Below are 6921 nucleotides of genomic sequence, written 5' to 3'. Positions count from 1 at the left end.
CCACACACTTTTTTATGTGGCGGCGGGGGGGGTGGACTTTTTTTAAACCCCGCGGGGGGGGGGGGGCCACCCCCACCCACCCGGGCGGGGCAAACCCCCCCCCCCCCCCCCCCCGCACCCAAAGTCGGACCCCCCGGGCCACCTTTCACCTCATGGGACGACGGAATCAGACGGAGCCGAACTCGCCGGACTTGATGCCGGAGATGAAGGATTCCCAGGCGTCCGTCCCGAAGGCGAGCTGCGGGCCGTCGGGGTCCTTGCTGTCACGTACGGGGAGGACGCCCAGGAGGCCGGGAGCGACCTCGACGCACTGTCCGCCGCCGTCGCTGTACGAGGACTTCATCCAGGAGCAGGGCTTTACGGTCGTGGTGGGAATCATGGCGTGCAACTCCTTGCGGCCGTTGCGGAGATGGGCGAGCGAGTCCACGCGTGAGAGCGCCTGGACCTGCAACCCATCGTAAGTCCATTGCGAGTTCGAGCGCTGCTCGAAGCTCGCGCTCAACACCTTGACCGTTCACAGGGGTTGGCGGATCCTCGGGGGCATGACTGTGCCTCCGCAGCCGTCGTATGCTCCTCGGTCGCGTCCCGGTGGGTCCCGGGCCAATGCTGTGGCGGTGTTGCTGCTCGCGGGTGGGGCCGTGGGCTCGCTGGCGCTGCCGTGGGCCTCCTACAGTGGGGAGAGCGGTGACCTGTCGTGGTCCGGCTTCGACCTGCTGAACAGCCCGCGGTGGGTGGGGGAGTTGACCGACGGCGCCGACATCTGGATGGGCGCCTTGCAGTGGCTCGGCCTGGTGCTGGTCGGCCTGTCCGTGCTGCGCCTGCTCGCGCGGGAAGTCCGGTTGGCGGGGCTGTCGTTGCTGCTGGCGGCGGGGGTGGCCGGGGCCGCCGTCGGCTCGCTGGTGCAGTTCCACAAGGTGCTCCAGGACGGTGGGGGCTTCGCCCCGTCCATGCAGGCGGGCCCGGTCGTCGCCGCGGTCGCCGCCGTCCTGTGCTTCCTGGTCGCCTGCTTCGGCCCCGCCACCCAGCGCCGCTGACCCGGGCTCGGGCCCGGGCCCGAGCCCGCCCGGCGATCGGTCACGCGCCCGGCGCGTCCTCCGCTGCGAGGAGGGCCAGCAGGCCGGGGAAGCGTTGCTCGATGTCGGTCCGGCGGAGGGTGGCCATCCGGCTGTTGCCCCGGTCGACCTGGCGGACGAGGCCGGCCTCGCGGAGGGTCCGGAAGTGGTGGGTGACCGTGGCCTTGCTGACCGGCAGCTCGAAGGAACTGCAGGTGCGGGCCCCGCCGTCGGGTCCGGCGGCCAGTTCCCGCACCACGCGGCGGCGTAGCGGGTCGGCCAGCGCGCTCAGCACCTTGCCGAGCTCGATCTCCTCCGGTGCGGGGTGTCCCTCGTCGTCGGGCATCGCGACCACCTCCAGGTACGGCTTGCATCGTACCTTGCTGCGGCCCTACCGTACGGGAGGTGCGACGAACGTCATACCTGTGGATCGGAGACCCCTGTGGACCAGCCCTTCACCCTCGTCGGCACCGCCCGCCCCAAGCCCGAGCGCGCGGAGGACCTGCGCCGGCTCCTGCTCTCCTTCGTCGAGCCGACCCGTCGGGAACCCGGCTGCCTCGAGTACCACTTCCACGAGGACCGGGACGAGCCGGGCGTGTTCGTCTTCTACGAGGCCTGGCGCAGTAAGGAGGACCTCGACGCCCACCTCGCCCTCCCGCACCTCCGGGACTTCTGGGAACACCGAATGGACTACCTGGAGCGGGACCTGGAGATCCGCTACCTCGCCATGCACAGCCCGTACGAGGAACGTTCCGCCCTCGCCCGATGAACGGGGGCGCCGCCGCTCGGCGGGGTCACGGCCCCGACCGCTCCTCAGACGCCGTTGAGGGCGTAGTTGCGGAAGGTCGCCAGCAGCGGCAGCACCTCGGTCTTGTTGGGGTCCTCCGTCACGGCCCGCATCGCGTCGATGACGGTGTGGGCGATGACCTTGGTGATGGTGAGGTCGTCGGCGGGGGTGAGGGTGCCCCAGGCCTTGAGGGTCTGGGTGAGCAGGGCGCTCATCCGGGCGCCGATGTTGGCGCTGACGGCGTCCGAGAGTTCGGCGATCTCCTCGTCGCTCATGCTGGAGCGCAGCCCGAAGGCCAGGGCCATCAGCGTGTCCATCGCGTGCTCGCCGTACGCGGCGACCAGCGCCGGCAGCGACCGCTCCCCGGCCGTGCCCGACGCGAGGGCGACCAGCGCCTCGTCGTCGTCCTTCCAGGCCGCCTCCAGGGCGGCCAAGGCCCGGAGGGCCTCGTCCATGCTCAGCCCGTCTGTCATGCGGGCAACGCTATTGAGCATCCGGTGCCCGGATCTGCAATTCGGGCACCAGGATCACTCCATCGGGCGAAGTCAGGGCCGTTCCGGCCGATGGACGTGTGCGAAGTGCTCCGCGTTCCAGCGGCCGCCCAGCTCGGGGGCCAGGGAGGCGGCGGCGAGGGCCGCGAAGTCCGCGGCCGTACCGGCCCGCTCGGGCAGGGCGCCGAGCAGCGGGGCGCCGGCCGAGCGGGGCAGGTCGGCGAGGTTGCAGCGTTCGGCGAGGCCGGGCTCGGCGGGCCAGGAGCCGATGACGACGCCGGCGAGCGGGAGTGCGCGGGCGGCCAGGGCCTCGGCCGTGAGCGAGACGATGTTGAGGGTGCCCAGGCCGGCGGAGGCGATCAGCAGCACCTCGGCGTCCAGGCCCGCCGCCCGGACGGCCCGGGCCTGGTCAGCGAGCGTGCGGCCTTCGTCGTCGTAGCGGACGAGCAGGCCGCCCGCGCCCTCGACCAGCACCAGGTCGTGGGTGGCGGCGAGGTCGGTGACCTCGGCGACCACCTCGGCGGGGGAGAGGTAGGGCATCCCGGCCCGCCGGGCGGCGGTGTCGGGGGCCAGCGGCTCGGGGTAGCGCGCCAGCTCACGGATCGTCAGTTCGCCCACCAGGCGCCGCACTTCGGCGGCGTCGCCCGGCTCGCCCGGCGCGACGCCGGTCTGTCCGGGCTTGAGTACGGCGACCTTCCGGCCACCGCGCAGGGCGGCCGAAGCGAGGGCCGCGGTGGCGACGGTCTTGCCGACGTCCGTGTTGGTGCCGGTCACGAACAGGATGCGCGCGGTCATCCGGCCACCGCCGCGGCGGTCACGGCGGCAGCGATGCGTGCCACGTCCTCGTCCTCCGTCACATAGGGGGGCATGGTGTAGATCAGGTCCCGGAAGGGGCGCAGCCAGACGCCCGCCCGGGCGGCGGCCTCGGTGGCCGCCGGGACGTCCACCGGGTGGTCCAACTGCACGACGCCGATGGCCCCTTGGACCCGTACGTCGCGTACGCCCGGCACCTGGGCCGCCGCCGCGAGGCCGTCCCGCAGCCCGCCCTCGATGCGCTTGACCTCGACCGCCCAGTCCTGCCCGAGCAGCAGGTCCAGCGAGGCGTTGGCGGCCGCGCAGGCCAGCGGGTTGCCCATGAAGGTCGGGCCGTGGGCGAGGACGGGCATCTCGCCGCGGCTGATGCCGTCGGCGATCTCGCCGGTGCACAGGGCGGCGGCCAGCGTGAGGTAGCCGCCGGTGAGCGCCTTGCCGAGGCACATCACGTCCGGGGAGACGCCCGCGTGGTCGGCGGCGAACAGGGTGCCGCTGCGGCCGAAGCCGGTGGCGATCTCGTCGAAGACCAGCAGGACGCCGTACCGGTCGCAGAGTTCGCGCAGCATCCGCAGGTAGGCGGGGGAGTGGAACTGCATGCCGCCCGCGCCCTGGACCACCGGTTCGACGATGACGGCGGCCAGCTCGTCGGCGTGACGGGCCATCAACTCCTCGAACTCCGCCGCGTATCCGGGGTCGAGCGGGGCGTCGAAGCCGGCCGGCGGCTGGGGGGCGAAGAGCTGCCCGGGCAGCACCCCGCCCCACAGGTGGTGCATCCCGCCGTCGGGGTCGCAGACCGACATGGGGTGGAAGGTGTCGCCGTGGTAGCCGCCGCGCCAGGTCAGCAGTCGGCGCTTCCCGGGCCGGCCGGTGGACTGCCAGTACTGGAGGCACATCTTCATCGCGACCTCGACCGCGACCGAGCCGGAGTCGGCGAGGAAGACGTGCTGGAGCGGCTCCGGGGTGATCTCGACCAGGCGGGCGGCCAGCCGGACGGCGGGCTCGTGGGTGAGCCCGCCGAACATCACATGGCTCATCCGCCCCAGCTGCTCGCGCACCGCCTCGTCCAGCACCGGGTGGCGGTAGCCGTGGATCGCCGCCCACCAGGAGGACATGCCGTCGACCAGTTCGCGCCGCCCGCCCGCGACGGGCTCCGCCAGGCGCAGGCGGACGCCCGCGGCGGATTCGACCACGTACGGGGTGGCCGTGCCGGGCATCGGCCCGTACGGGTGCCAGACGTGCGCCCGGTCGAGGGCGAGCAGCGTGTCCGCGGACAGCTGGGACATGGTGGGTCTCTCCGGAGGGTGCTGGAGGGTCAGGCGGGTCGGGCGGGTCAGGCGTTGGGCGCGAGTTCGGTGCCGGCGCCGCGGCGGCGGACCTTGACCAGGTCGTCGCGCAGCTCGCCGTTCGCGCTGTTCGCGCCGTCCGCGCCCTCCGAGGCCGGGGCCGGGGCCGAGGCGGTCCCGGCGAGTGGCGCGTGCTCGTGCCCGCCGCAGGGCCCGCAGCCGCTGCCGCAGGCCGAGGCCGCGGTGCCGCAACCGGAGCCGGTGGCAGCGGCGGCGGCCACGTCGGCGCGGTGGCGGGGCAGGGTGGCCTCGCCGGCGCCCTCGACCTCGAAGCCCGCGTCCTTGATCATGTCGAGGTCGGTCTGCCCGGCCTGGCCCTCGCTGGTCAGGTAGTCGCCGAGGAAGATCGAGTTGGCGATGTGCAGGCCGAGCGGCTGCATGGTGCGCAGGTGGACCTCGCGGCCGCCGGCGATCCGCACCTCGGTGTCGGGGTTGACGAAGCGGACCATCGCCAGGATGCGCAGGCAGCGCTGCGGGGTGAGGTTCCACTCCTTGGCGAGCGGGGTGCCCTCGAAGGGGATCAGGAAGTTGACCGGGACGGAGTCCGAGCCGAGCTCGCGCAGCGCGAACACGACGTCGACCAGGTCCTCGTCGGTCTCGCCCATGCCGGCGATCAGGCCGGAGCAGGCGGACAGGCCGGCGCCGTGCGCCTTCTGCACCGTGTCGACCCGGTCCGCGTAGGTGTGGGTCTTGGTGATGGCCCCGTAGGTGTTCTCGGAGGTGTTGAGGTTGTGGTTGTAGGCGTCGGCACCGGCCGCCTTGAGCCGCTCGGCCTGGTTGTCGGACAGCAGGCCGAGGCAGACGCAGATCTCGACCTCGGGGTCGGCGTCCTTGATGGCGGCCATGGTGTCGGTGACCCGGTCGATGTCACGGTCCGTCGGGCCGCGGCCGCTGGCGACCAGGCAGACCCGCTTGGCGCCGCCGGCCACCCCGGCGCGGGCGGCGTCGGCGGCCTGGTCCGGCTTGAGCCAGGTGTACTTGAGGATCTCGGCCTTGGACCCGAGCCGCTGCGAGCAGTAGGAGCAGTCCTCGGGGCAGAGCCCGCTCTTGAGGTTCACCAGGTAGTTGAGCTTGACCCGGCGGCCGAACCAGCGGCGGCGCACCTTGCCGGCCGCGGCGACCACGTCGAGCAGCTCGTCGTCGGTGGTGGCGAGGACGGCCAGGGCCTCCTCGCGGGTCGGGACTTCGCCGCGCAGGCCCTTGGCGGTGAGGGTATCGAGCAGATCCATGGGGCCGATCCTGCCTGCTGGCGCTCGAATGGCGCCAGAGCAAACCCACCAGAAGATCCCCGGAAGGATGTGCCGATTGCCACAGTGTCGAAGCTCACGGCGTCGGCGCTGGTCACGCGCTTGACGGCGGCGTCGGCGGACGGTTACCGGCGGGTAGGTCGGAGGCGGGGCGGGCGAAGATCGACAAGCGCCCGACCCAGTGACCAGGGCCACTCGGCGGATGCTTAGAATCTGCGCCATGACCACGCAGGGGGAGCGCACCCCGACTCCGGGAGAGGGCCAGGACGGCCGGGCAGGACAGCGGACCGGCGGGGGCGCCGGAGGGACCGGGGGTACCGCGGGCGCCACGGCGGCGGCCCGCAGGCGCGGCCCGCGGCTGACCGGCCGCCGGGCGGTCGGCTGGGTCGTCGTGATCGGTGTGGTCGTGGCCGGCGGTTGGGTCATCACCCGCCCCACGCCCGGCGACTACATACCCGGCCTGGGCCCGTCCAAGGCGGACTCCGCCCGCACGCCCCCCGTCGTCGGCTCCCCGCCGCCCACCACCGACCCCGAGGGCCTCAACGCCGACAACCTGTTCCCCACCCAGCGGACCGTCGACGCGATCGGCTACAAGGCCCGGCGCAACGGCATCCGGCAGGGCGAGAACTGCGGCGAGGTGCTCCAGGACCGCACCCAGGAGCTGCTCAAGGACAGCAGCTGCCAGGCCTATCTGACGGTCAGCTTCACCGGTGTCGACCGCCCGGTGCTCTCCAGCGTCACCCTGCTGCGCTTCGCCGACCCGTCCACCGCCGCCAAGGCCGCCGACGCCCTGCGCTCCAAGCCCGGCGCGGTCGCCTTCATCCTCGCCGACACCAACATCGCGCCCGCGCAGTCCGGCGGCGGCAAGCCCGGCAGCGAGGCCCGGATCGAGGCGGTCGGGCACTACGTGACCGTCACCAGCTCCCGCCCGGCCGGCACCACCGCCCCCGGTGCCACCGGCACCCCCGGCGCGACCGGCCCGACGCCGACCTCCACCGGCAGCGGCGAACCGAACCTGGACGAGGCCACCCGCGCGCTGTCCTACGCGGCGGGGCAGCCGTTCGTCTGGATGTAGCGCGGCGGTGTGACGAACGGCCAGGGGCCCGGCACGCGGATCGCGGGCGGGGGCCCCCCGCCGGGGGGGGGGCGGGGGGTCGGCCCCCGCGCCGGGCCCCCCCGGCCCCCCCC

9 protein-coding genes are annotated in these 6921 nt (G+C 73.4%); 3 read left to right on the top strand and 6 right to left on the bottom strand.

The genetic code is table 11. The features are described 5' to 3' along the window. Nucleotides 1-166: 166 nt before the first annotated feature. Entirely contained in the window at nt 167-379 is a 213-nt protein-coding gene (locus tag ACFWXO_RS15615) for a DUF397 domain-containing protein (RefSeq protein ID WP_380524455.1), read from the bottom strand. Between the two features lie 235 nt (nt 380-614). Between ACFWXO_RS15615 and ACFWXO_RS15610 the strand changes: the two genes are divergently transcribed. After that, nucleotides 615-1034, top strand: a complete 420-nt coding sequence (locus ACFWXO_RS15610; protein ID WP_380524454.1) for a hypothetical protein — start codon at nt 615-617, stop codon at nt 1032-1034. Nucleotides 1035-1074: 40 nt separating this feature from the next. Here the strand turns inward: ACFWXO_RS15610 and ACFWXO_RS15605 are convergent, their stop codons facing one another. After that, nucleotides 1075-1398 (bottom strand): ArsR/SmtB family transcription factor, encoded by a 324-nt coding sequence (locus tag ACFWXO_RS15605; protein ID WP_380524453.1) that lies wholly within the window; start codon nt 1396-1398, stop codon nt 1075-1077. Between the two features lie 96 nt (nt 1399-1494). On the opposite strand from ACFWXO_RS15605, the gene ACFWXO_RS15600 reads away from it, so the two are divergent. Next, nucleotides 1495-1821 (top strand): putative quinol monooxygenase, encoded by a 327-nt coding sequence (locus ACFWXO_RS15600; protein ID WP_380524452.1) that lies wholly within the window; start codon nt 1495-1497, stop codon nt 1819-1821. Between the two features lie 44 nt (nt 1822-1865). Here ACFWXO_RS15600 and ACFWXO_RS15595 read toward each other — a convergent pair whose 3' ends face one another. From ACFWXO_RS15595 to bioB, 4 genes are all read right to left on the bottom strand, one after another. Next, complete coding sequence (locus ACFWXO_RS15595) at nt 1866-2312, bottom strand: hypothetical protein (protein ID WP_375886428.1); 447 nt, start codon at nt 2310-2312, stop codon at nt 1866-1868. Nucleotides 2313-2384: 72 nt separating this feature from the next. After that, nucleotides 2385-3125 carry a dethiobiotin synthase gene (gene bioD / locus ACFWXO_RS15590; protein ID WP_380524451.1) on the bottom strand — a complete coding sequence of 247 codons (741 nt, stop codon included), beginning with the start codon at nt 3123-3125 and terminating at the stop codon, nt 2385-2387. Then, entirely contained in the window at nt 3122-4426 is a 1305-nt protein-coding gene (locus ACFWXO_RS15585) for an adenosylmethionine--8-amino-7-oxononanoate transaminase (RefSeq protein ID WP_380524450.1), read from the bottom strand. Before ACFWXO_RS15585 ends, bioD begins: the two co-directional genes overlap by 4 nt. 47 nt (nt 4427-4473) lie before the next feature. Continuing rightward, nucleotides 4474-5715, bottom strand: coding sequence for a biotin synthase BioB (gene bioB, locus ACFWXO_RS15580; protein WP_380524449.1), 1242 nt, complete (start codon nt 5713-5715; stop codon nt 4474-4476). Nucleotides 5716-5953: 238 nt separating this feature from the next. On the opposite strand from bioB, the gene ACFWXO_RS15575 reads away from it, so the two are divergent. Then, nucleotides 5954-6808, top strand: coding sequence for a hypothetical protein (locus tag ACFWXO_RS15575; protein WP_380524448.1), 855 nt, complete (start codon nt 5954-5956; stop codon nt 6806-6808). Nucleotides 6809-6921 lie beyond the last annotated feature (113 nt).

This window comes from Kitasatospora sp. NPDC059088 (assembly GCF_042738155.1).
Classification (GTDB): Bacteria; Actinomycetota; Actinomycetes; order Streptomycetales; family Streptomycetaceae; genus Kitasatospora.
The sequence above is the reverse complement of the archived record's forward strand: the minus strand, read 5'-3'. Positions and strand labels throughout refer to the sequence as shown.